The organism is Vibrio sp. PNB23_22_6 (assembly GCF_052877535.1).
Genome location: NZ_JBNFXP010000026.1, coordinates 1 through 23730, shown reverse-complemented (window position 1 = coordinate 23730; position 23730 = coordinate 1). Strand labels below are relative to the sequence as shown.

Below are 23730 nucleotides of genomic sequence, written 5' to 3'. Positions count from 1 at the left end.
TTTGTAATGCAACAACACTACGATTACATCATCGTCGGTGCGGGCTCGGCAGGCTGTGTCTTGGCCGATCGCCTGAGTGAAAGCGGTCAGCATCAAGTCTTGCTGTTGGAAGCGGGTGGCTCAGACAAGAGCATCTTCATCCAGATGCCAACGGCGCTGTCTTACCCAATGAACAGCGAAAAGTACGCATGGCAGTTCGAAACTGTTGCTGAAGATGGGTTAGATGGACGTCAACTGCATTGCCCACGCGGCAAAGTGTTAGGCGGCAGCTCGTCGATCAACGGCATGGTTTATGTTCGTGGTCATGCTTGTGACTTTGACGAATGGGAAGAAGAAGGCGCGAAAGGCTGGAACTACCAAGCGTGTCTGCCGTATTTCCGTAAAGCGGAAACTTGGACGGGCGGTGCTGACGATTACCGTGGTGACAGCGGTCCTGTAGGGACGTGCAATGGTAACGACATGAAGCTGAACCCGCTTTACCAAGCTTTTATAGAAGCAGGTAAAGATGCAGGCTACCCAGAAACGCAAGACTACAACGGCTATCAGCAAGAGGGCTTCGGTCCTATGCACATGACGGTAGACAAAGGCGTGCGTGCTTCTACCTCTAACGCTTACTTAAGCCGTGCGAAAAACCGCAGCAACTTCACTTTGATGAAAGGCGTGACCGCTCATCGAATTTTACTTGAGGGTAAAAAAGCGGTCGGTATTGAGTTCGAGCAATCTGGCAAAATTAAACAATGTTTCGTCAATAAAGAAGTGGTATCGAGCGCAGGTTCTATTGGCTCGGTACAGTTACTTCAACTTTCGGGTATTGGTCCACAGTCTGTACTTGAGAAAGCGGGCATTGAAGTGAATCACGCGCTCGAAGGCGTGGGTAAGAACCTGCAAGACCACCTTGAAGTGTACTTCCAGTATCACTGCAAACAGCCGATCACTCTCAACAGCAAGTTAGGTTTGATCAGCAAAGGTTTGATTGGTACCGAGTGGATTCTGACCCGCAAGGGTTTGGGCGCGACCAACCACTTTGAATCGTGTGCGTTCATCCGTTCTCGTGAAGGTTTGAAGTCGCCAAACATTCAATATCACTTCCTGCCTGCGGCAATGCGTTATGACGGTCGTGCTGCGTTTGATGGTCACGGCTTCCAAGTGCATGTTGGTCCAAACAAACCTGAGAGTCGCGGCAGTGTCGAAGTGGTTTCTGCTAACCCAAATGACAAGCCAAAAATCGAGTTCAACTACATCTCGACCGAACAAGATAAGCAGGATTGGCGAGACTGTATTCGTCTTACGCGTGAAATCCTCAATCAACCTGCAATGGATGCGTTCCGCGGTGAAGAGATCCAACCCGGTCTTCACATCTCTAGCGATGAAGCGATTGATGAGTGGGTGAAGCAAAATGTGGAAAGTGCTTATCACCCATCGTGTAGCTGCAAAATGGGCGCAGATGATGACCCAATGGCAGTGCTGGATGAAACTTGCCAAGTGCGCGGCATTGAAGGTTTGCGCGTTGTGGATTCATCCATCTTCCCAACCATACCCAATGGCAACTTAAACGCACCAACCATCATGGTGGCAGAGCGTGCCGCGGACATGATCTTGGGTAATGCGCTCGAAGAATCGAATAATACACCGGTTTGGATTGCTCCGAACTGGCAAGAGACGCAAAGAATGCGTCCGCCGAAAAGAGACTTAAGCTCAATCTCATAAAGTCAGCAATCATTACAAGGAATTTAAACATGTCTACGATGACAAAAATCTTTTCATCTATCGCACTGAGTGCAGTGGCGACAGGTGCTTACGCTAACCAATGTGAAACCGTTCGATTTGCCGATGTAGGTTGGACGGACATTACCGCAACCACTGCTGTGACCTCCGAACTGCTAAAAGGCTTGGGCTACAAAACCAAGACCGATCTTCTGTCTGTACCTGTGACGTACTCTTCAATGGCAAACGGTGACATTGACGTATTCCTAGGTAACTGGATGCCAACCATGGAAGGCGATATCGCCAAATACCGTGAAGCTGGCACAGTGGAAACCGTTCGCGCAAACCTTGAAGGTGCGAAATACACACTAGCAGTGCCAAAGTACGTCTATGACGCAGGCGTGAAAAGCTTTGCTGATTTGGCAAAGCATGCCGACAAATTTAAAGACCGCATCTACGGCATTGAGCCGGGTAACGATGGTAACCGTTTGATTCAAAATATGATCGACAGCGATGCATTCGGCTTGAAAGACTTCAGCCTAGTGGAATCAAGCGAAGCGGGCATGGTGTCTCAGGTGTCTCGCGCAGTGCGCCGTAACCAGTGGATCGTTTATCTAGGTTGGGCACCGCACCCAATGAACAGCAACGTTGAGATGGAATATCTATCGGGCGGTGACGACTACTTTGGTCCTAATTACGGTGGTGCGAATGTCTACACCAACGTACGCCAAGACTACCTATCTGAGTGTCAAAACGTGGGTCAACTGCTTAAAAATCTCGAGTTCAGTCTAGAGATGGAAAACCAGTTGATGGAGGCGATTCTGAACCAAAAACAGAAGCCAGCGAAAGCGGCGCAAGAATGGTTGAATGCCAACCCTCAACAATTTGAAGCGTGGCTAGAAGGCGTGAAAACGCTGGACGGTAAAGACGCAAAACAAGCGATGACTTCTTACCTAAAAACAAACGCTTAATCATTCCTCTCTTAAGGAACAGGTGGGCAGCGATGCCCGCCTTTTAACACAAAGGTTTTATTGTGAATTTTATTACGGACAACAAACTTCCGTTGGGCGAATGGATGGAAACGGGCGTGGATTGGTTAACCATGAATGCGTCGGGCTTCTTTGATGCTATCTCTATCTTTCTCGAAACCATCATTCTTTTCGTGGTGGATATTTTCAAATGGATGCCACCGGCAGCACCCATCATCCTGACTGCTGCGATTGCGTGGTTCTTACACCGCAGCATTCCATTGATGGTGTTTATCGTGTTGTCGCTGCTGACCATCCTTAACCTCGGCTACTGGCAAGAAATGCTGGAAACCTTTGTTCTCGTCTTCGCTGCGACAACGATGTCCGTATTAATTGGCGTGCCACTCGGCATCATGGCGGCGCATCGCCCGTGGTTGTACACCTTATTGCGCCCAATACTCGATTTAATGCAGACCGTACCAACGTTCGTGTATCTGATCCCAACACTGGTTCTGTTTGGTTTAGGTATCGTACCGGGGCTGATTTCCACCATTATCTTTGCCATCGCCGCACCGATTCGTCTGACTTACCTTGGCATCACCAAAGTGCCGGAAGAGTTAATTGAAGCGGGTAAAGCCTTTGGTGCGAGCCGCATGAAACTGCTGTTTAAAGTCGAGCTGCCAGCGGCATTGCCAAGCATTATGGCGGGCGTTACCCAGTGTATTATGTTGTCGCTTTCTATGGTGGTGATTGCTGCGCTAGTCGGTGCCGACGGGTTGGGTAAACCCGTCGTGCGAGCACTGAATACGGTGAACATTTCTCAAGGTTTTGAAGCGGGTTTAGCAATTGTTCTGGTCGCGATTATTCTTGACCGTTTGTGCAAAGCGCCAAACCAAAAGGAGGCATAATATGGATGCAATTACGATTGAAAACCTCGACGTTGTGTTTGGGCATCAGCAAGAGCAAGCACTAGCGCTACTAGACCAAGGCAAGTCTCGCCAAGAGATCATTGATGAAACCGGGCAAGTGGTTGGCGTCGATAAGGTCTCAATGAGCGTCAAACAAGGTGAGATCTGTGTATTGATGGGGTTGTCCGGCTCGGGAAAATCTAGCTTACTTCGTGCCGTCAATGGTTTGAATGAGATCTCTCGTGGTTCGCTCAAAATCAAAGATGGCGACGACATGGTAGAGCTTGCCAAGTGTGACGAACAGACTCTGCGTAACTTGCGTACTCACCGCGTGTCGATGGTGTTCCAAAAGTTTGCGCTTATGCCGTGGTTAACGGTGTTAGACAACGTGGCGTTTGGACTTGAGATGCAGGGCATTGGCAAAGCTGAACGTCGTAAAAAGGCGCGTGAACAACTAGACATGGTTGGGTTGAGTGAGTGGGAGAGTAAGTTCCCGCATGAGCTTTCGGGTGGTATGCAGCAGCGTGTTGGTTTAGCTCGCGCCTTTGCTATGGATACTGACATCTTGTTGATGGATGAGCCGTTTTCCGCGCTCGATCCTTTGATACGCGCTCAGCTTCAAGATGAACTGATTCAACTGCAAGAGAAGCTCAACAAAACGATTTTGTTTGTGAGCCACGACCTAGATGAAGCGCTGAAAATCGGTAACAACATTGCCATTATGGAGTCGGGAAAACTGATTCAACACGGCAAGCCTGAGCAAATCATTCTTGCGCCAGAAAACGATTATGTGGCGGACTTTGTGGCTCACACTAATCCGCTCAACGTATTGAAAGGTCGTTCACTGATGCAAGCCAGCACCGAGCTTGAGCAGCAAAATGACCGCGTATTGGTGTGTGCTGATAAGCAGATTTGGGTTGAACAAGAACCGAAAGGTTTAACACTGGTGGATTCCGATAAGTCATTGGTGAATTGGGAGAGTGATTCCACCACGCTTGATGACATTGGCGAAAGTTCGGTCGTTCAAGCCAATCCAGACATCAGCATGCGCGAGGCGATTGAACTGAAGCTACGCAGTAATCAACCTATCTTGCTGGTGGAAGAGAACAAGCTGGTGGGCGTGCTGAGCGACAACGAGCTGTACGACGCACTGCTTGGTAACTTTAAGTCCAAGCAAGTGGCCTAGCTTAGCTGTTTCTTGTCTCAAAACGTTTGTTTGCCCCTCTCCAAAAAACAAAATGAGCCGTACCCCTTAGATTGAGAACTAAAAGGTGCGGCTCTTTTAATTTGAACAATGGTTCAGATAGCGAGGCTAGGAGACGATACTCATTAAAGAGTGGTAATTATGTCATCCATGTGTAGACGCCCTTTTGGTAGACCGTGGTTGTAGTCTTCGCCGTCTTAGTGGTAGCCGATAGCCAGTTCCACTTCACATACGTGACCGTCTAACTCTGCTTTGAATTCTTCGCAATCAGTGCTAAGTCACACCTTCCATTGCTGTAGAGTCGATACCTAGGCGCGCCAGTGTGTGCAGGAGGCTACCTAGTGCGATGACTTGCCTATTGATAGTGCGTGCTTTTTTAATCACCTTCAACGTTTTGTTGAAAATGGCAAGGTGAGGCAAGGGAAGTAGTGAGACAGAAAAAATACGTGCTGGCTAAATGAACTGTTGGCAGAAAAAGGAGTAGCGGTATTGCGCGACTCCTCATGATGTAACGATTAATCCTGCTTCGTTTGCTGATTCTCTTTTACTGCCTTAGCAATATCGGTCACCGCCTCTACCAAATTAATAGGCATTGGGAAAATAATCGTGGAGGTTTTGTCGGTGGTTATCTCCGTTAGCGTCTGCATGTAGCGTAATTGCAGGGCGTTAGGCGCTTCATTGAGCATTTCTGCCGCTTCTTTCAATTTACTGGAAGCTTCTAACTCACCCGTTGCGTGGATGATTTTTGCGCGACGGTTACGTTCCGCTTCTGCTTGGCGGGCGAGGGCACGAACCATGCTTTCATTAAGATCGACATGTTTTACTTCAACAGTGGCAATTTTGATGCCCCAATCATCGGTTTGTTGGTCGAGTATTGATTGCAAGTCTTTATTAAGGCGTTCTCGCTCCGCCAAAAGTTCATCGAGTTCATGTTGACCTAACACGGAACGCAACGTGGTTTGCGCGAGTTGACTGGTTGCATCACTGTAACTTTCGATGTTGTTGATGGCCATTTCAGGGTTGACCACTCTAAAATAAACCACCGCGTTTACACGAACAGAAACGTTATCACGAGTGATCAAATCTTGGGTCGGAACATCTAAGACAATCGTTCGCAAATCGACTCGCACCATTTGTTGGATGAACGGGATCAAGATAATCAGGCCAGGGCCTTTCACCTCTTGAAAGCGCCCAAGGAAAAATACCACACCACGCTCGTATTCACGCAGCACCTTGAACATTTGCGTTGCCAATGCAAACAATAAAACCAGAACTACGGCAGCAGTGTAGAGCATCATAAGCGCCTCCTATCCTTTCGGGCGGTCACTGGGCTTTACCGTTAGAGTCAGCCCTTTCACTTTAAGAATGGTAACTTGGTCACCTCGTTTTAACGGTTCTTCTGCTTTTGCCTGCCAGAACGTGCCATCTAATTGCACACGCCCAGTGCCATCAATAAAATCATCACTGACGATGGCACTTTTACCCGGGTAGGTTTCCAGACCGGTTGTGGCTTTTCTGCGCCGTATTCGTAGCAATAGGCCAACGGTGATCAGGATCAGTGCGACTGAGAATATCGCGATCCCAAATATCAATGGTAGGGCGACTTGGAAACCGGGTAATTCACTGTCCATTAGGAAGATTGAGCCGAGAACAAAAGCGACAACGCCACCAAGCCCCAGTATGCCGAAGCTTGGGTTAAACGCTTCTGCAATCATAAGAGCGATGCCTAATAGCACAAGACCGAGGCCAACATAATTGACAGGCATCATTTGTAGGGCATACATGGCAAGAAGTAAGCAGATCCCGCCAAGCACACCAGGTAATCCGATACCAGGATTATAGAATTCTAATAATAGGCCATAAATACCGATGAGCATTAAAATATAAGCAACGTTAGGGTTGGTGATCACCGCTAACATTTCGGCACGCCAATCTGGCACCCTCTCAACCCAAATGGGATTTTTTAGTGACAATGTCACCTCTTGGTTGTTCACCTTTACTGACTGACCATCAATGGCCATCACCAGTCCTTCAGGAGAATTCACAATATAGTCGATGACATTGAGGTCAAGGGCTTCTGTGGCATCTAAACTCGCCGCTTCACTGACGGCTTTCTCTGCCCATTCTGCATTTCTTCCATGAAGACGAGCCAAGCCTTTGATGTACGCTTTGGCATCGTTGATGACTTTCTTTTCCATGGCGGTTTTGGCTGGAACTTGGTCTGAAGAGGGGCTCGAATCAGAGTCCGACTCTTTGGTTTTTGATGGTTCCTCATCGTCAGTAGTGGAAGGCGGTTTAGGGGCACCACCGAGCGAGACTGGTGTTGCAGCACCAAGGTTTGTCGCTTCAGCCATTGCCGCTATGTGGCTAGCCAGTAAGATATAGGTACCGGCGCTAGCGGCACGTGACCCGGATGGTCCGACCCAAGTAGCGACAGGCACAGAAGACGTCGTGATGGCGTGAATAATATCGCGCATGGCACTGTCCAGTCCCCCTGGTGTGTCCATTTTCAGTATGATTAAGCTAACGCCATTGACTTGAGCTTGCTCAATTTCACGCGATAGGTAGTCGCTAGTCGCAGGCCCAATGGCACCTTTTATCGGTATGACCCAAATGGTGCTTGCTAGCGCTTGACCTGTAAAAAATATGAGCGGTAAAAGCCATATCCATATTCGTTTCATACAGTCCTCCTTGTGTGATCACCGGGACTTTTTGAAAATTCTATTTTGAGTATAGATACGACATTTGCGACTCTGGGAATTAAATATCCTAACCCAAAGGAATGAGCGCCTATCGACGCGCTCTAATGACTCTCTCTGTTGATGCTCTGATTATTTCTCTAACGAGTTGAAAACGGCTCGAACACACCTTTAAGTGGCATAGGCTTATAGAAGTAGAAGCCTATGCCACTCATCAATCTTCCACGCTTTGAGTTTTTGCGCCTGGTTTGGTGTTTCTACGCCTTCAGCAACAATGGTCATGCCGAGTTCTCGTGACAAGCTTGCGATGTTACGAACGAGTGTCTTAGCCCGAATATTGTTCTCTATTTTATCAATATATACTCAAACCACTTCAAGGGGCTAGGGTCAGCGAGAATGACTTGGAAAGCGCTTGTTATTACGCTGCGTTGTTTTCCTTGCTTACTTTCGGTAAACAGGGAATCAGTGACAACGCTCTGAAGCCTATATCTTCAAGTTGAACGGGTATAGCTTCATGCCATAGATTATTGGAGATTGATGAATACAATAATTGAAAATTATGTATTGAATTGATAACAATGACTTAGTTTAAAATGCTGAAAGTTGCCTTCTTCGAATAGAATTGAAGTTGGAAGCGGACAGAAAAATTTAGGGTACGAGATGCTTATTATTCAACGTTTAATCAAGTTGATTGTTATTTGTGTGATTTTTTTCACTATATTTGATCTGATTGCATATGGGGAGATAACCTGGGTAAATCGGTTGTTAGACAGGTAAGCCAATAAAGAGAAAGGGTAAAATCCCCTTTCTCTTTTTGTATTGTTCTTCCATCCACTTTTGGCGCTTACTATTTTTTCTGTTCTAATGCGCGTCCTAAGGTTATCTTGCTCGATAAAATAGTGTCACTAGAGTCAGAGCTTAAGCCTTCAAAATACCAAGTTATTGCTTGAGAGAATTCTGTTTCAAAGTTCATTTCGTGCAACAGCCAGGCGAGGTGAAACTGAGCATAAAAATGCGTAAATGGCTTGCGTCGATACAAGTCACTTAACCCCTTGAATGCCGCTACGTACTGGTTTTCTTCAATAGCGATATGCGCGGCAATTAAATCGAGTTCAGTGTCGATAGCCCAACGATTGCAGCATCTGTTGCGCCAGATTTAAGAGAATTGGCCATCATGTGGGCACTATTCGCGGTAAGAACGTCTTAAAAGCCGAGTACTTTGAGCTGATCGCCAGTTAATAGAGAAGATGCACAATATGGCGCACGAAAACTGTTTTATTGCTAATTCGGTTAAAACTGAGATTGTCACAGAGTTGGTAGAATAGAAAGGTGCCGTTTTCTAACGCAGGCCGTATCTAATTAATCTTCTTGGACGCGCGTTTTGAACCCAAGTGAAAGCTCTAATACACCATTTAATGGCGTGAATATAGGTGATTGGTTTCACATTTTTGTTCATTTTAGTCAATCCGGTGAACCATTGTTGTGCAGTGGCGCAAAAAGTTTTCTGTTAAATTAATGTTAACATTGAATAGTGTGTCATTGATTAATAACGAGCATGGATGTGCAGACTCCTTTGAAACACTTTATTCACGCTAACGGCTTACCTCAATTTGGTCACCTAGAAGCGATACCAGAATCACTTCAGTTGGATACTTTCCAATATCTTAATGAAATGGATAAACCGGCTTCCCGTTGGCGAAAATATTTCGATTATAAACAGTTTCAGTTTGTCTCCATTGTAACGCCTCAATACATCATTGGGGTGGCGATAGCGGACATACGCTACTTGGCTTCTGGTTTCTGTTATGTGTTCGATACAGAAACGCACGAACTCGTCGAGCAGCAATGGTTAAAACCGCTCAATGTCGGTTATCAAACTCAGCCCTCTAGCTGGAACAGCCAAGCGCACCTAGCTAATGACACAATCCGATTCAATATTGAAAGCGGGCAGTGGCATGTGCAACTCTCTACGCATCTCATTCAAGCTAATTTGATACTACAGTCTTTACCAGAAAGCTTACCTCTGATGCTTTGTACACCAACGGCATACTCGGGCTGGACCTACACTCAAAAACACAACACGCTCAACATACAAGGTGAGCTGAATGTGAAAGGGCAGCAGCAAGATTTAACCAATGCCGTTGCGGGGTATGACTTCTCGGCAGGTTACATGCGAAGAGAAACCAGTTGGCGATGGGCGAGTATTAATCATCGTAGTGAGAATAAAAAGTTTGGTTTGAACCTTGCTGCGGGCGTGAACGAAACGGGCTTTTGTGAAAACGTCATCTGGGTGGATGATGAACGTCATTTAATGCCGCCAGTGCAGTTTGAGTTTTCTCGCGTTCATCCAGAAGAGTTATGGCGAATCACGTCACAAGACAAGCGCATCGATTTGGTGTTCACGCCTAAGAACCAACGATCAGAGAAAAAGAACTTTTGGTTTTTGAAGAGTAATTTCCGTCAGTTTGTCGGCCACTTTTCTGGTCACTTAATTGATGGCAATGGCACGAAGCACGAGCTCGATGAGGTGATGGGACTCACCGAAGATCACTACGCGAAATGGTAGGAAGAGACGATGGAATGGTCACAAATTACGGAACACCCTGACTTTTTGCTGATGTTGCTCGCACCAATCTTCTTTCTCTGTATTGCAGCAGAGTATTGGTTTGGTCAACGTGCGGGAAGATTGCCTGAAAGCGCACGATATGACTTGCCGGAAGTGGTGTGCAACTTTGTGCTTGCAGGGCTTCATCAAGCGACAGATATTTTGACAGGCTTGCTGATCGCCAAACTGTATTTATGGTGGTTTGATTGGCGCTTGTTTGATATCGAGATGACCGTATCTACCTTTTTATTACTCATGGTTTTGCAAGATTTCTTTTATTACTGGTTTCATCGCGCAAGCCATCGTATCCGTTGGATGTGGGCAGCGCATGTGGTGCACCACAGTTCAGAGCGCATGAATTTCAGCACGGCATTTCGTCAAAGTCTGATGTACCCATTAGCAGGGATGTGGGTGTTCTGGCTTCCGTTGGTCATCATCGGTTTTGATCCTAAGTGGGTTGTGTTTGTGGTATTACTCAACCTAGGGCTGCAGTTCTTTGTTCATACTCAGGCGATTCGCTCTCTTGGACCTTTAGAGTGGGTGTTTAACACGCCGTCTCATCATCGCGTACACCACGGCGTGAATCGCCAATATATCGATAAAAACTACGCGGGGGTGCTGATCATCTGGGATCGCATGTTCGGTACGTTTGAACAAGAAGTTGAAGCGGTTCGTTATGGGATCTCGAAGCCTGTAAACAGCTTTAATCCTTTTACGGTCACCTTTGCAGAATGGAAAGATATGCTTAAAGAGGTAAGCCAGCCAGATTTAACCTGGGGCGAGCGCTGGCGTGTATTGTTCTCCCCACCGTCAGATTCATAAGACCGAGCGTATGAAATTCAGCATCCAGCTAGCAATGAGTAGGCCATCGGTAGGTAGCTGCAATGAGGTGAGGCCTCTCCTTTGCACCTCTTCAGGAATGATGTCCTTTCTCATTTGTATTAATGCTTTAGAATAGGCAGAACAGAACTCAGGATGTGCTTGGATCCCCAATGATGTCGGCCCTACTTGCATCATTGATATGGGACAGAAATCGTTACCCGCGAGCACTTGTCCTCTTTCTGGCATACGAAGTACTTGGTCTTGGTGACTGACTAATAGATTAAATTCGTCTTGGTAAGGCGTCATCCATGTTTGTGGTTGGTTTACTTTAGCGATCACGGCACCCACGCCCCAACCAACGTCTGCTTTCGCGACTGCACCGCCCAACGCTTTCGCTAGCATCTGATGGCCAAAACAGATACCGACGAAGGGAATTTGAGCGTGGTGAATTTGGCGAACGAGCACCTCCATGCGTACAATCCACTCGGCCTCATCCATCACACCGGATTTACTTCCCGTCGTCATATAGGCGTCACACTCGTTGAGTGTTTCTGGAAATTCATTGTGGTTCACCCTGTAAAATTGAAGATCGAGTGTGTTATCGACGGCAAGTAACAGTCGGCTAAACATCATCTGATAATTGCCGTGCTCTGGTTCCAGTGCAGGATTGACATCATCGCAGATTAATACGCCAATTTTCATCGTTGCCTCCGTTATGAAGTCGTCTTGTCACCGGTCTGCGCTTGCAAGAACAGTTGTGTGTATTGAGCGGAAGTAAAGTGAATTGGGTTACATCCAGCCGCAGCGTCATTGAAGGCTAATTCACCAATCTTGACCGCATCCTCTTGGCCGATGCCGATCTCAGCAAGTGTGTGCGGAATACCTAAGGTTTTTCTCAAATCAATCACCCAGTCATAGACCGCGTCAAACCCTGGCGATGGCAATGAAAGTCGCTGTGCGAGCGTGAGCATTTTATCTTCAATTTGTGTGCGGTTTGCTTGCAGTACATAGGGCATTAAAATGGCATTGAGTAAGCCATGATGTTTGTCATAGAGCCCGCCTAGGGTATGTGCTAATGCATGCATCGCCCCTAAGCCTTTCTGAAACGCGGTGGCCCCCATGCATGATGCAACCAGTAATTGAGTTCGGGCATCAATATCGTGGCCATCGATATACGCTTTATACAAGTAGCGTTTAATAAGATGCATCGATTCAAGTGCGATACCGTCGGCCATCGGATGATAGCTCGGTGCGCAAAAGGCTTCTAAGCTATGGGATAGGGCGTCCATTCCAGTAGCAGCAGTAATGTGCGAAGGAAGGTCGATGGTGGTTAGCGGATCAAGTAGCACCTGGACAGGCATCATTTTGGGGTGGAAAATGATTTTCTTCGTGTGGTTGTAAGAGTCTGTGATCACTGATGCTCGACCAACTTCAGAGCCCGTTCCTGCAGTGGTTGGGATGGCAATCACCGGGGCAATTTGGCGATCGTCTGCCTTGGTCCAATTATCGCCAATATCTTCAAAACTCCACAGTGGCAGTGTTTGTTTAGCGCAGAGTGCAATGGCCTTTGCGGCATCTAGGCTCGATCCCCCGCCATAGGCAATAATGCCATCGTGGTTTTTCGCGTTATATGCGTCAATACCGTTACTGACATTTTCGTCGGTTGGATTACCTTGCACACCAGAAAAAATAGTAATGTCTATTCCGCGCTCGGCACAACAGGCTACGGTACTTTTTACAATGTCGAGGTCAGCTAAAAAGGGGTCGGTTACCAGTAACGGAGTTTGGATATGTAAACGTCGGCAATGATCGGCCAATGTTGCTAGTGCGCCTTCGCCGACGCTAATTGAGGTAGGGTAATTCCAATGGGTCAGTGTCATGTATCTATCCCTGATCTGTTTTAGTCGTTGAGAGACTTAATATGAAACGACTTAGGTCGAGTGAGCATTTCAAAGCCGATGGTGGATAATGTACAACCGCGCCCGGAGTTTTTAACGCCTGTCCACGCCAGTTCTGGATCAAGGTAATCACACCGGTTGATGAAGACGGTGCCAGTTTCAATGTGCTCACCAAGACTCGTGGCCGTTGGTACGTCACTGGAAAAAATCGCAGCGGTTAAGCCAAACTGAGAGTCATTCATTAGTGCGATGGCTTCTTCATCGCTAGAAACAGATTGAATACCGACGACAGGGCCGAATGACTCTTCAGTCATCAAGCGCATGGTGTGGTCAACATTGGTCAATATCTGAGGGGCAAGATAGGGGGTCCCTGGTTTGCTTTCTGAAAATAGTGACTCGTTAATATGAGCAACGGCACCTTTCGAAATCGCATCTTCAACCTGTGAGCGAACGAAATCGGCAGCAGAAGTGCGAACGACAGGGCCTAATGTGGTCTCTGATGAGGTTGGATTCCCTAACCGATATTGCTTAGTCAGTGCAACCGCTTTTTCGACAAACTGATCATGAATAGATTCATGCAGATAAATACGCTCGATGCCACAGCATGATTGACCAGAATTAAAAAAAGCCCCATCGACTAAGGTTTCTACGGCATAATCAATATCGGCATCAGCGCGCACGTAAGCCGGGTCTTTACCTCCGAGCTCCAAGCCAACACCAATAAAACGCCCAGCGGCATTTTTCTCTACCATTGCGCCGCCTGCGACAGATCCAGTAAACGCCACGTAGTCAATCAGCGGGTGTTGGATCATATGTTCTGTCGATGGATGGTCAGTATGCAGGAACTGAAATACCCCATGTGGTAAGCCCGTGCCTTCAAAAGCTTGCACTAATCGCTCAGAGCAAAGTGGTGTCTGAGCAGAATGTTTTAAAATAACGCAGTTACCCGCCAAAAGGGCAGGAATGACGGCGTTGATAGCGGTTAAATAAGGGTAGTTCCATGGGGCAATAACAAGGACGTTACCAAAGGGTACCCGCTTGATATAGCGCGTGAAGCCAGATTTGTCTGCCAACGTAATGGTTGCTAGAGCTTGTTCTGCTTGCTCGATCATTGATAAAGCCCGTTCTTTTACCCCAGCAATCTCTCCTTGAGTCTGTGTCAGAGGGCGCCCCATCATCATGGTGAGTTCTTGTCTAATGACTTGCTGGTTATTCACAAAGTTTGCAATGGCTTGTTTGCAAATCGATTTGCGAGTCTCAAGCGAGGTCGATTGCCATTTTTTTTGGCTTTGGCTCGCGCGCTCAATTGTTGCGTGAATCTCCTCGGTGGAGGACAACGCCCGCGATACGCAAATGGAGCCATCAACGGGAGAGACGGTGTGCTGTTCCATACACGAACTCCTATTTTCCGTTAGATAATTTCAAAGTAGCGTTTGAGTTCCCAATCGGTAACGGCTTTACGAAACTCTCGCTCTTCCCATTCTCGGCTTGCTGCAAAGTGGTCAACAAATTCATTGCCGAACATTTCGCGCGCGTAAGGGGATGCTTTTAGCATTTGAGCTGCTTCCCATAATGTGGCAGGCAGTTTGAGCTCTTCCGGTACCTCTTGTTCGTAGGCGTTACCAACGATCGCTTCTCCTGGCTGCCATCTATTGAGAATACCGCATAGGCCGGAAGCTAAAGCGGCCGCTAAGGCTAAATACGGATTGCCATCGGCCGCGCCAATTCGGTATTCCACACGCTGGCTTTTTTCTGAGCCAGGGATGACTCGTAATGATGTGGTGCGATTTTCTACAGCCCAAGTGGAATGGGTCGGCGCCCAAAACCCAGGAATCATGCGACGATAGCTGTTGACGGTTGGTGCAACCATGCAAAGAAACTCTGGCATCAATCGCTGTAAACCAGCGACAAAATGGCGTTGAATTTCACTCATATTGTGCTCTTTGCTAGGATCGTAAAATGCGGAGCTAGCATCGTCGTTCTGCAGTGAAATATGAATATGGCCACTTTGTCCGGGGTAGTCATTGCTCCATTTCGCCATGAAGGTCGCCATCATGTCATTTCTTTGCATCAACACCTTGGTATAGGTTTTGAAAAGCGCGGCTTTGTCGGCGGCATTCATCGCACTATCAACCGCAATGGCGGCCTCGATCACGCCTGGTCCTGTTTCTGAGTGAATCCCTTCAATCGGAAAGTCCATGGTTTCACCCATATCTAAGATCTGTTGATACAACTCGATGTAGGTGGAGTTCCTTATCATGGAATAGCCAAACCAATCAGGCGTAATTGACTCCAGATCTTGGTAATTCTTTTCGCGTACTGATTGCGGTGTTTCTTTGAAAATGAAAAACTCATATTCGAATGCAGAAAAAGGATTAAGTCCTAGTTTTTGATATTTTGTAATGATTCGTTCAAGTGTGCTGCGTGGACAAATAGCAGAGGCAGGTTCCTCAAACTCGGCGATAAATAGCAGCATGCCTTTTTCGTCGAGCACGTCACGGCAGGTTTCTGGTAGAATTTTGACCGGAGCATCTGGATAGCCAGTATGCCAACCCGTGTAGTTGGCGTTGTCATAGAGCTGGTCTTTGCTATCCCAACCTAAAACGACATCACAAAACGCGAAGCCTTTATCAAGTGAGGAGAAGAACTTCTCTCTCGACATGTATTTACCCCGCATGATGCCATCATTATCAAATAAGCCGACTTTGACATGAGAAAGGTTACGATGTTCAACGATCGCTTTGGCATCTTCAATGGTCTTTACTGATCTTGCGTCCATTCGTTGTTCCTCTTTGCACTAGCTACTGGATCCGGTGTAATACCTGATTAGCTATAACGGTAAGGTTTGCCTGCTTTTTCCATATCGACAGTATATTGCTTGCGTATATCGATCACCCGTTTGTTTCTTGGGCTGGTTTTTGCTATTTCATCCCAGAACTTACGCGCTTTTTGACCGACCGTTTTCCACTCTTTATCTGGAATGGTGGTTAACTCAAGTTTGTCTCCATGAACAGGCAGTTTTGCTTCGCCGCCACAATCCCAATGTTGGCGATAATCGTGTGGCTATCCATACACAAACGGCATAACGTTTTTAGGTGCTCAGGTAAGGCATCCCAGCGTTCACTGTTGGCAAAAATGAGCCACACCAAGCGCCGGAAATATTGTTGGTTAGGAAGTATTTGGTCACATCGGCCCAGCCAACCGTGTAATCTTCAGTGATCCCCGCCCAGAATGACATCACGTGTTGCTGCTCGTTTACACTCAATCCGAATGCGTTCATGCTTTTTTTCGGCTTCGTTTAGCTATCGACTGTCACCATTGCCCACTGTCTGTGGCGAGATAAGCCCGCTAATGCCCCAACAGCAGCAGAGCCGAGCGCTAAAGTACCATCAGGAATGCCATCATCCGTATGGAACGAAAAAATTATTGTGCCCATGGTAACGCCACCAAGGAACCATAGACCAAGCGATAGAGCCATCTATCATTAAGTGGAGGCCGAGTTTTTCTAACCTCATTGATTAATTTTATTTTTTCTTCGACAATTTTGTCACTAGTTATGATTGCACGTATAAGATCATTTACTTAAGTAGTCATCATTACACCATTCTGTTTATTGCTAGATATCATTATAGTTGTATTTTTTTGGTTCATTCGGGCTTTGATGAGTAGTTCAGGTCAAAAACAGTGCGCTCCCCTTTGCGTACTTCGAGCTGATTGATGAAGATAAAGATACCAATATGCGTTGGAATGGTAGGAAAAGATAGTGGAGGGGTTTGTTGCGTAATTCGATGGAACTAAATCAGGAACTTACGATCTGATCGGCTACATCAGTTAATCATTGTAGTTCCATGTCTCGTTACAAAACACCTTACTGGAAACGTTATAACCAAGCCCGTTTTTAGCTGATATTCTTTCCTTAATAAAGCCAATTTTTTCAAATAGACACATGGTTTTTCATTATTCATCGTCACGTATAGCCGGTCTCGTGTTAGACAAAAGTGACCCCAAGTCTTTAATTTTACAGACTTCAGTTCTGGAGAACAAAATTCGTGGGTGTCTTTTGTCTTTTAAATCGGATTACCATTAATTGTTGCAGAAATAAGCTCTTCAGAGGACGTGAACGTTTCACCTGTGGTCGCTTTCTATCTCTAAGACATTATTATAACCCTCATAGCTCAATGTTCTCGACACGGTTTGTTGTCCAGTATAGGTGCCGAGTTTAGCGCGATTAAATGACAGTGAATATTCTTCGAACACTTCAGTACCAAACGATACAAATCTTAATTGAAACACGCGGACGAATTTTCGACAGCGGTAGGAGGAGTTATCTCCGCTGCAATATTTTTGCTATCGTCATCGCCGCTGCATCCGATTTAAAATATCGTCGACATTAATCCGATTGAATGTGCAGTCATTTTCTCTTTCATCCTTGTAGTAATGGTCTCTCCATTGAATTCACTGGTATGTTTTTGAAAATTCAATTTGGCTCCGTAGCCATCAAGAAGACTACACAAGGTGTCTACCACCATTGATAAAGTAGAAAGAAAACATGAATCCACTTGCAATTTTATGCAAGGGCAGTGTCTAACGTTAGTAAAGGCGATTTATCGCTATCGATTGAGGGACGGCAGTTAGGTGAAATTCATAGAAGCGTCGACTTTAACCTTCTAAGTGACTAACTACTTGGCGATGAGTATCCTCATTTTGGTTCAAGTGCTCTGGAATTGCACCATCATGATTCATTGTACGGCGTTGCTTCTGCACCTAGTTTGGTGTTTTGTTTTAATCTACTGAAAATTAGAGAATAAATGATTAGTGCCACTTTGGTGTTAATCTGGCACTCTTCTTGTACCCCATCTAATTGAATAATAATTCACAAGATGGAGTTTCCACTATGAACAAGACGTTCAAATTAACGCTTGCTGCACTATCGACCTCTCTAACACTTTCTATTGGTGCAGCGGCCGCTGAAGAAGACACGATTAAGGTCGGTGTTTTGCACTCACTTTCAGGCACAATGGCGATCAGTGAGACCACGCTAAAAGATACTGTGCTGATGCTGGTGGATGAGCAGAATAAAAAAGGCGGCTTATTAGGGAAAAAACTTGAGGCAGTTGTTGTCGATCCTGCGTCGAATTGGCCTTTATTTGCAGAGAAAGCGCGTGAACTGATCGAAAAGGAAAAGGTTGATGTTGTCTTTGGTGGTTGGACGTCGGTATCGCGTAAATCAATGCTACCTGTGTTTGAAGAGCTCAATAGTATTCTATTCTACCCAGTGCAATATGAAGGTGAAGAGTCATCGAAAAACGTTTTTTACACGGGCGCTGCCCCTAATCAGCAGGCAATCCCAGCAGTCGATTACTTGATGAATGATCTAGAAGTCGAACGTTGGGTGCTTGCCGGTACCGATTATGTTTACCCACGAACAACGAATAAAATCCTAAAATCATACCTTAAATCAAAAGGTGTTGACGACGCTGACATCATGATCAGCTACACGCCGTTTGGTCACTCTGATTGGCAATCCATTGTTTCCGATATCAAGAAGTTCGGTTCTGAAGGTAAACAGACCGCAGTGGTGTCCACGATCAATGGTGATGCAAATGTTCCCTTCTACAAAGAACTTGGTGCGCAAGGTATCTCATCAGAGGACATCCCTGTTATCGCTTTCTCAGTGGGTGAAGAAGAACTGTCAGGCATGGACACTGAGCCGTTGGTGGGTCACTTAGCGGCATGGAACTATTTTATGAGTGTCGACACCGAAGCGAATGGAGAGTTTGTTGAGGCTTGGCACAAGTTTATCAAGAGTGAAGGACGCGTAACAAATGATCCGATGGAAGCGCACTACATTGGTTTCAATATGTGGGCGCAAGCGGTTACCGTTGCGGGTACAACAGATGCGGAAGCCGTACAAGATGCTCTGATCGGTGTTTCGGTCCCCAACTTGTCTGGCGGCTACTCAACCATGATGCCAAATCACCACATCACTAAACCGGTGTTGATTGGTGAGATCCAAGGCGATGGTCAGTTCGAGATCGTATGGGAAACCACAGGCTTAGTTGCTGGTGATGCGTGGTCGAAATACTTACCTGAATCCGCGAAGCTTTTCTCAAGCTGGTCTAAACCATTCTCCTGTGGTGCATTCAACATTGAGACCAAGAAATGCGCAGGCAGTAACTAATTTGCCTATGCGGTGCTCCACTGTGGAGCACCGTTTCTCGGGGTTCCCGAGCAAAAACAACATATTAGGCAAAGTGCTCTGGCAGCAAACAATAAGCTCGGTTGATGAAGGACGAAAGTCATGAAAAATGTGTTTAAAGCAGTGCTATTGATGCTGCTTTTAGTAAACGTTAGTTGGGCGGCCGTGACCGGAAAAGAGAGTTTTAGTGATGCTCTTATCGGAAAGAGTACCAGTCAAAAATTACAAGCTATTGAGTGGTTAGTAGAAGCGCAAAACGCGGAAATCGCAAAGCGAGTCCTTAACGCTTGGCTCGATGGCAATCTTTACTACTTCAGTGACAAGTTCGCCGAAAATCACCAAGCGCTGTATGTTGTCGACAACCTGAAGTCTGCAAAACAGGCAACGTCCGCTTGGGGAAATGAATCTCTGACGATTGAAAACAATCGTCAGTTCAAGAAAGTCAGAGTAAATAACCGATTACGCAAAGAGATCCGCACTGAGCTCGCCTCGCTGGGAATCAACAGCGCTGAAGCGAGCGTTCGCTATGAGGCGGTGATGACTTTGCTAGGTACCAATGATGATGAACTACTGAATGCATTATACTCCCGTTTGCCGGTCGAAAGAGACAGCAAAGTCGCCGAAATTATTGAGCTTGCACTGGCTATCGATGTTGCTCAAGATGCGAGCCGCAGCGAGTTAGAGCGTGTGGTTGCGATTGAAACCTTGGGTGACTACAAGTTTCCTATTGTGGCTCAAACGATAAATCGTATTTTAGCCAGTGAGCCACCAGTTGAGATTGAGAGTTCCGCCAATCTGGCGCTGACACGTTATCAGCAATCCCAATCGTTTTATGCAGGGGCAGAAACCATCTTCTTTGGTCTCAGTCTTGGTTCCGTACTCGTACTCGCGGGGATTGGCTTGGCTATTACGTTTGGTGTGATGGGCGTGATTAATATGGCGCATGGGGAGTTAATTATGATTGGCGCTTACACCACTTACGTGATGCAGCAGTTAATGCCCAACCACATCGGCTATGCGCTGCTGCTCTCTATTCCGATGGCGTTCATTGTTTCAGGCTTTGTCGGTATCGCGATTGAACGTAGCGTGATTCGCCACTTATACGGACGCCCGTTAGAAACCCTTTTAGCTACTTTTGGTATCAGCTTGATCTTGCAGCAAGCGGTGCGCTCTATCTTCTCTCCTTTAAACCGCTCGGTTAGCACTCCGGATTGGATGTCGGGTGCGTTAGAAATCAACCCGATGCTGTCACTGACTTATAACCGCTTATACATCATATTGTTCTGTGCCTTAGTGTTCTGGGGATTGTTGATGGTGCTCAAAAAAACGTCGCTTGGATTGCAGGTCCGTGCTGTGTCTCAAAATCGAGGTATGGCCCGTGCGATGGGGATCCGCTCTGAACGGGTCGATGCCATGACCTTTGGTTTGGGCTCAGGGGTTGCCGGTGTCGCAGGTGTGGCCCTCTCTCAATTAACCAACGTGGGGCCAAATATGGGACAGGCTTACATCATTGATTCGTTCATGGTGGTGGTGTTTGGCGGTGTGGGCAATTTATGGGGAACCTTAGTCGCTGGATTGAGCCTAGGCTTGTTCAATAAAGTACTTGAGCCATGGGCAGGGGCTGTACTGGCGAAGATTTTAGTGTTGATTTTCATCATTTTATTTATTCAAAAACGCCCACGAGGACTTTTCCCTGAACGTGGTCGTACGGCTGAAAGTTAAGGAAAACAATATGCAGTCGAAATCTTTTGTTCTTTCAGCAATGCAAGGCGACCGAGGTGGGCAAGTGACCCTATTGGCAATCCTAGCTGCTGTTATCTTTGTTCCGCTTGCTAACACCCTACTACCTAGTGGACATCCATTACACGTCGAGACGTTTACAGTCTCGTTGATGGGGAAGTACCTTAGCTATGCCATGCTGGCGCTGGCACTTGATTTAGTCTGGGGCTATCTCGGTATATTGAGTTTGGGCCATGGCGCTTTCTTTGCCATTGGTGGTTATGCTATGGGCATGTATTTAATGCGTCAAATCGGTGATCGTGGTGTTTATGGTGACCCGATTTTGCCGGATTTCATGGTGTTTCTAAACTGGCAAGAGTTACCGTGGTTTTGGCAAGGCTTCGACCAGTTCTGGTTTGCCTGTGCCATGGTGGCGTTAGTTCCCGGTGCACTAGCGTACTTTTTTGGCTATCTAGCTTTCCGCTCACGTGTTTCAGGGGTTTACCTTTCTATCATGACTCAGGCACTGACTTACGCCTTAATGTTGGCATTTTTCCGCAATGAGATGGGCTTTGGTGGGAATAACGGTCTTACAGACTTTAAAGACATCCTTGGGTTTAGCTTGCAAAGTGACAGCACTAAACTGGCTCTGTTTGTGATCACTGGTGTGGTCTTGATACTCAGTTACATCGTGTGCCGAATGGTTGTGACGAGCCGCCTAGGTCGAGTGGCTTTAGCGATCCGAGATTCCGAATCACGGACGCGTTTTATGGGGTACGACGTTGATGGCATCAAACTTTGGGTATTTGTGCTTTCTGCTGTGATTGCCGGACTTGCAGGGGCGCTTTATGTTCCTCAAGTGGGCATTATTAACCCGGGAGAATTTGCCCCACTCAACTCGATAGAAGTGGTGGTATGGGTTGCTCTCGGGGGGCGTGCAACTTTGTTTGGAGCCATTGTTGGGGCGCTGATCATCAACTACACCAAAAGTTGGTTCACGGTGGAATTCCCGGAAGTATGGTTGTTTGCACTTGGCGGTATTTTTGTTCTTTCTACGATGTATTTCCCGAAAGGTGTGATTGGTTTCGTTAGCGACCTTACAGCGGCGATTCGTATGCGATTTCACCCTAAACCCAAAGCTCACCAAGAGGCAAAAAAGGGTGAAGTTAAGGAGGTGACAGCATGAGCGCCCTGCAATCTATTCAGCATTTCAAAGTCGGCTATCAGACCTTCACGCGTCGCGATGAAGTGTTTTCTTTTCTAAAGCCTGATGTTCATCCTGCAATTGATACGCGGCATAACGTTCTGCTCTATGTGGAAGGGGTAAACAAGAGTTTTGATGGTTTTAAAGCGCTCAATGACCTTAACCTCTATATACGAGAAGGGGAGTTACGCTGCGTCATCGGGCCGAATGGCGCGGGCAAAACCACCATGATGGATATCATCACTGGCAAAACAAAGCCTGACAACGGTAAGGTTTGGCTAGGATCAAATATTAACCTCCTAAAAATGAGTGAAGCGGAAATCGCCAATGCGGGTATCGGGCGTAAGTTCCAGAAACCAACAGTGATTGAGTGCTTGAGTGTGTGGCAAAACTTAGAGCTTTCCATGTCGGGCGTTCGCTCGGTTTGGGGGACGTTCACTGCCCGCATGAGCGGTGAGCAGAGAGCCAAGTTGGAATCAGTGTTGGAGCTGATTCACCTTAAAGATGAAGCGACCAACAGTGCCGGAAACCTCTCTCATGGTCAAAAGCAGTGGCTAGAGATCGGTATGCTTTTGATGCAAAACCCCAAGCTCTTACTCGTGGATGAGCCGGTTGCAGGCATGACACATCAAGAGATGGATCGTACCTCTGAACTGCTTAATTCACTAGCAGGAAAGTATTCTGTGGTAGTGGTGGAGCACGATATGGACTTTGTCCGTTCGATTGCCAGTCACGTGACGGTCTTGCACCAAGGGCATGTACTGGCAGAAGGTAGCATGGACCAAGTGCAGTCTCATCCAGAAGTTAAACAAGTTTATCTCGGAGAATAGGATGTTAGAGATCAAATCACTAAACCAATTTTATGGTGAGAGCCACACCTTGTGGGACTTGGATATGACCATTCCAGAAGGCAAGTGTACCGTGCTAATGGGGCGAAATGGTGTAGGTAAAACGACTTTGTTGCAGTGCATTATGGGCTTGGTTAAGGTGAAAAGTGGCGATATTAAGATGGGAGAACAATCACTGCTTAAGTTGAATGTGGAGGAGCGTCCACGACAAGGGATTGGATATGTACCGCAAGGACGTCAAATCTTCCCTATGCTCACCGTGAAAGAGAACTTAGAAGTTGGATTGCCAATTCGAGCAAAAGGGGATCGTAAAATCCCAGCGTTTATTTTTGACTTGTTCCCCGTGTTAAAAGAGATGCTTCATCGTCGAGGTGGTGACTTGTCGGGCGGTCAACAGCAGCAACTCGCGATCGGTCGTGCCTTAGTTGTGAACCCAAAATTGCTGATCCTTGATGAGCCGACAGAAGGGATTCAACCGAATATCGTGCAAGAGATTGGTGACATTATTCGCATGCTCAATGAGAAGATGGGACTGACAGTATTATTGGTAGAGCAGAAACTGCCATTTGCGCGCAAAGTGGGCGATCGTTTCTGTATTCTTGACCGTGGTCGTCAGGTTGCAGAGGGAGATATTAAACAATTGAACGATCAGTTGATAAAGGAGTATCTCACGGTATGAGTTCTCTTTTAACGGCACAAAGTATGAGCCTATGATGTTCATCCTCATTCCATTGGGGAAGGCATTTATCAGGAGGTCGTGATGGCTAGAAAGCAAAGCTGGGGTTGACGTTCACTCAGCGCGGGGACAAAACCGTTCTTAAGCACCGTGACTTGTCCTGATATGGGGAAGCACATTTTTAGTTAAAATGCTCGATGTGTAACCCTCCCTGGATTAGTGGCACTCTAACTTAGAGTTTTTCCTATTCTCACACCTTGCTAAATACTCCCAGGG

At 46.6% G+C, this 23730-nt stretch carries 19 protein-coding genes and 4 pseudogenes; 12 read left to right on the top strand and 11 right to left on the bottom strand.

Annotated features, from left to right (window positions below):
* The first annotated feature begins 6 nt into the window (after positions 1–6).
* The 4 genes from betA (at position 7) to choV (ending at position 4766) form a co-directional block, all read left to right on the top strand.
* Complete coding sequence (betA, locus tag ACVA54_RS16825) at positions 7–1707, top strand: choline dehydrogenase (protein ID WP_446649768.1); 1701 nt, start codon at positions 7–9, stop codon at positions 1705–1707.
* Positions 1708–1736: 29 nt separating this feature from the next.
* Positions 1737–2675 carry a choline ABC transporter substrate-binding protein gene (locus tag ACVA54_RS16820; protein WP_099078991.1) on the top strand — a complete coding sequence of 313 codons (939 nt, stop codon included), beginning with the start codon at positions 1737–1739 and terminating at the stop codon, positions 2673–2675.
* A 62-nt stretch (positions 2676–2737) separates the two neighbouring features.
* Positions 2738–3580 carry a choline ABC transporter permease subunit gene (gene choW / locus ACVA54_RS16815; RefSeq protein ID WP_446649767.1) on the top strand — a complete coding sequence of 281 codons (843 nt, stop codon included), beginning with the start codon at positions 2738–2740 and terminating at the stop codon, positions 3578–3580.
* A 1-nt stretch (position 3581) separates the two neighbouring features.
* The gene (gene choV, locus ACVA54_RS16810; protein ID WP_099078989.1) at positions 3582–4766 is read left to right on the top strand and encodes a choline ABC transporter ATP-binding protein; all 1185 of its coding nucleotides are present in this window, start codon (positions 3582–3584) and stop codon (positions 4764–4766) included.
* 143 nt (positions 4767–4909) lie between these two features.
* On the opposite strand, the pseudogene ACVA54_RS16805 reads toward choV, so the two are convergent.
* The 5 genes and pseudogenes from ACVA54_RS16805 to ACVA54_RS16785 form a co-directional block, all read right to left on the bottom strand.
* A pseudogene (locus tag ACVA54_RS16805) lies at positions 4910–5132 on the bottom strand (NAD(P)H-dependent oxidoreductase); the annotation flags it as partial.
* Between the two features lie 167 nt (positions 5133–5299).
* Positions 5300–6082: a slipin family protein gene (locus ACVA54_RS16800; RefSeq protein WP_099078988.1), complete on the bottom strand. Its 783-nt coding sequence runs from the start codon at positions 6080–6082 to the stop codon at positions 5300–5302.
* Between the two features lie 9 nt (positions 6083–6091).
* Entirely contained in the window at positions 6092–7465 is a 1374-nt protein-coding gene (locus tag ACVA54_RS16795; protein WP_446649766.1) for an NfeD family protein, read from the bottom strand.
* Positions 7466–7623: 158 nt separating this feature from the next.
* A pseudogene (locus ACVA54_RS16790) lies at positions 7624–7843 on the bottom strand (EAL domain-containing protein); the annotation flags it as partial.
* A gap of 450 nt (positions 7844–8293) precedes the next feature.
* Positions 8294–8609 (bottom strand): annotated as a pseudogene (locus tag ACVA54_RS16785) (response regulator); the annotation flags it as partial.
* Positions 8610–8715: 106 nt separating this feature from the next.
* Here ACVA54_RS16785 and ACVA54_RS16780 point away from each other — a divergent pair.
* The 3 genes and pseudogenes from ACVA54_RS16780 to ACVA54_RS16770 all read left to right on the top strand — a co-directional run.
* Positions 8716–8808 (top strand): annotated as a pseudogene (locus tag ACVA54_RS16780) (OsmC family protein); the annotation flags it as partial.
* Between the two features lie 230 nt (positions 8809–9038).
* On the top strand, positions 9039–10049 hold the full coding sequence (locus ACVA54_RS16775; protein WP_099078986.1) for a DUF2804 domain-containing protein: 1011 nt from the start codon (positions 9039–9041) through the stop codon (positions 10047–10049).
* A 9-nt stretch (positions 10050–10058) separates the two neighbouring features.
* Positions 10059–10910, top strand: coding sequence for a sterol desaturase family protein (locus ACVA54_RS16770; RefSeq protein ID WP_446596453.1), 852 nt, complete (start codon positions 10059–10061; stop codon positions 10908–10910).
* Here ACVA54_RS16770 and ACVA54_RS16765 read toward each other — a convergent pair.
* The 6 genes from ACVA54_RS16765 to ACVA54_RS16740 form a co-directional block, all read right to left on the bottom strand.
* On the bottom strand, positions 10905–11612 hold the full coding sequence (locus ACVA54_RS16765; RefSeq protein ID WP_446618926.1) for a glutamine amidotransferase-related protein: 708 nt from the start codon (positions 11610–11612) through the stop codon (positions 10905–10907). The genes ACVA54_RS16770 and ACVA54_RS16765 overlap by 6 nt on opposite strands.
* Positions 11613–11623: 11 nt before the next feature.
* Positions 11624–12790 carry an iron-containing alcohol dehydrogenase gene (locus tag ACVA54_RS16760; RefSeq protein ID WP_446649765.1) on the bottom strand — a complete coding sequence of 389 codons (1167 nt, stop codon included), beginning with the start codon at positions 12788–12790 and terminating at the stop codon, positions 11624–11626.
* A gap of 20 nt (positions 12791–12810) precedes the next feature.
* Positions 12811–14199 (bottom strand): aldehyde dehydrogenase family protein, encoded by a 1389-nt coding sequence (locus ACVA54_RS16755; RefSeq protein WP_446649764.1) that lies wholly within the window; start codon positions 14197–14199, stop codon positions 12811–12813.
* Positions 14200–14219: 20 nt separating this feature from the next.
* On the bottom strand, positions 14220–15587 hold the full coding sequence (locus tag ACVA54_RS16750; protein WP_446649763.1) for a glutamine synthetase family protein: 1368 nt from the start codon (positions 15585–15587) through the stop codon (positions 14220–14222).
* 312 nt (positions 15588–15899) lie between these two features.
* Complete coding sequence (locus ACVA54_RS16745) at positions 15900–16088, bottom strand: hypothetical protein (RefSeq protein ID WP_259343739.1); 189 nt, start codon at positions 16086–16088, stop codon at positions 15900–15902.
* 18 nt (positions 16089–16106) lie between these two features.
* Positions 16107–16244 (bottom strand): hypothetical protein, encoded by a 138-nt coding sequence (locus tag ACVA54_RS16740; RefSeq protein WP_172438100.1) that lies wholly within the window; start codon positions 16242–16244, stop codon positions 16107–16109.
* A gap of 1458 nt (positions 16245–17702) precedes the next feature.
* Between ACVA54_RS16740 and urtA the strand changes: the two genes are divergently transcribed.
* The 5 genes from urtA (at position 17703) to urtE (ending at position 23457) form a co-directional block, all read left to right on the top strand.
* The gene (urtA, locus tag ACVA54_RS16735; RefSeq protein WP_446579449.1) at positions 17703–18989 is read left to right on the top strand and encodes an urea ABC transporter substrate-binding protein; all 1287 of its coding nucleotides are present in this window, start codon (positions 17703–17705) and stop codon (positions 18987–18989) included.
* A gap of 120 nt (positions 18990–19109) precedes the next feature.
* Complete coding sequence (gene urtB / locus ACVA54_RS16730; RefSeq protein ID WP_099078978.1) at positions 19110–20729, top strand: urea ABC transporter permease subunit UrtB; 1620 nt, start codon at positions 19110–19112, stop codon at positions 20727–20729.
* A gap of 10 nt (positions 20730–20739) precedes the next feature.
* Positions 20740–21912 carry an urea ABC transporter permease subunit UrtC gene (urtC, locus tag ACVA54_RS16725; protein WP_446608399.1) on the top strand — a complete coding sequence of 391 codons (1173 nt, stop codon included), beginning with the start codon at positions 20740–20742 and terminating at the stop codon, positions 21910–21912.
* Positions 21909–22760: an urea ABC transporter ATP-binding protein UrtD gene (urtD, locus tag ACVA54_RS16720; RefSeq protein WP_446596457.1), complete on the top strand. Its 852-nt coding sequence runs from the start codon at positions 21909–21911 to the stop codon at positions 22758–22760. Before urtC ends, urtD begins: the two co-directional genes overlap by 4 nt.
* Before the next feature lies 1 nt (position 22761).
* Positions 22762–23457, top strand: coding sequence for an urea ABC transporter ATP-binding subunit UrtE (urtE, locus tag ACVA54_RS16715; protein WP_099078976.1), 696 nt, complete (start codon positions 22762–22764; stop codon positions 23455–23457).
* The last annotated feature ends 273 nt before the right edge of the window (positions 23458–23730 follow it).